This window comes from Vibrio sp. 10N.286.51.C3 (genome assembly GCF_003050065.1).
Taxonomy (GTDB): Bacteria; Pseudomonadota; Gammaproteobacteria; order Enterobacterales; family Vibrionaceae; genus Vibrio; species Vibrio crassostreae.
Genome location: NZ_PIGC01000045.1, coordinates 1 through 986, shown reverse-complemented (window position 1 = coordinate 986; position 986 = coordinate 1). Strand labels below are relative to the sequence as shown.

The following is a 986-nucleotide window of genomic DNA, read 5'->3' as shown; positions in this document are numbered from 1 at the left end:
CTAAGGTGGTTTATCAATGCTTGTTTCATTCAGTGTGGGCAACATTATGCGCGTTTGCTAATGAGCGGCATCACCTTGTCGGTCAACTTGGAGCATTAATGGTTCTTCACACTTGGGGAAGAAATCTGAGTCAACATACTCATATTCATTGCCTACTACCGAGTGGGGTGCTTACAAAAGATCGGCAATGGCAACCGACAAGAAAAGAGAGTTACCTGCTTCCGGTTAAAGCCTTATCCGTTCGTTTTAAGAAAGAGATGTTATGTCGAGTAAGCGAGTTGATAGCGACGCACAGTAATTTATTAGAGGAAGCCGCTAGTAAGAGATGGGTTGTGTACAGTAAACCTGTACTCCACGAGCCCACAGCGGTAGTGGGTTATCTATCTCGGTATTGCAATCGTATTGGGTTAAATCCAAACCAATTAAGTTATAACGTGGATGGCCGTATCACGATGAGTTACAAAGATTATCGAACCAACGGGACTCAAAGAATGTGTTGTAATGCGGGCGAGTTGCTTCGACGCTTACTTTTACATGTGTTGCCTAAAGGGCTAATGCGAATACGCTACTATGGCTTTTTAGCTAATGCTGTACGGGTAAAAGCGATAGCGGAAATTAGGCATAGCTTACGAGAGCGACCCGCAGAGAAATCGGAAGTGCTGAAAGAGAAACCGTGTTGTCCGAACTGCCATAGCAACAGCATGGTACTCGTGTGCATCAATATTAGACCTAGGATAGTCGTTTCAGAGTACCAACTGACCTAGTTGTCTGATTATAATGAATAAAATTATCGTTGTGTTATGGCGAGAGAGGGGCATTGTTCGCTTTTAAAAAGATTATGCAACGGGTATAGTCGCTGTAGATAAATTGGCGGCTAGAAGTGGAAAATGGACGGCTGACGGGGTACCGGTCTTAATGATAAGAGTGGAACGCAAGTCAGTCCTAAAAAGCAAATTCCATAGATAGAAGCAGCCAAGTCCAACAGG

General features: G+C 43.9%; 1 protein-coding gene. It reads left to right on the top strand.

The genetic code is table 11. The features are described from left to right. Nucleotides 1-764: IS91 family transposase (locus tag CWO27_RS24025; RefSeq protein WP_107899595.1), on the top strand; the 764-nt coding region annotated here is incomplete at its 5' end. Nucleotides 765-986 lie beyond the last annotated feature (222 nt).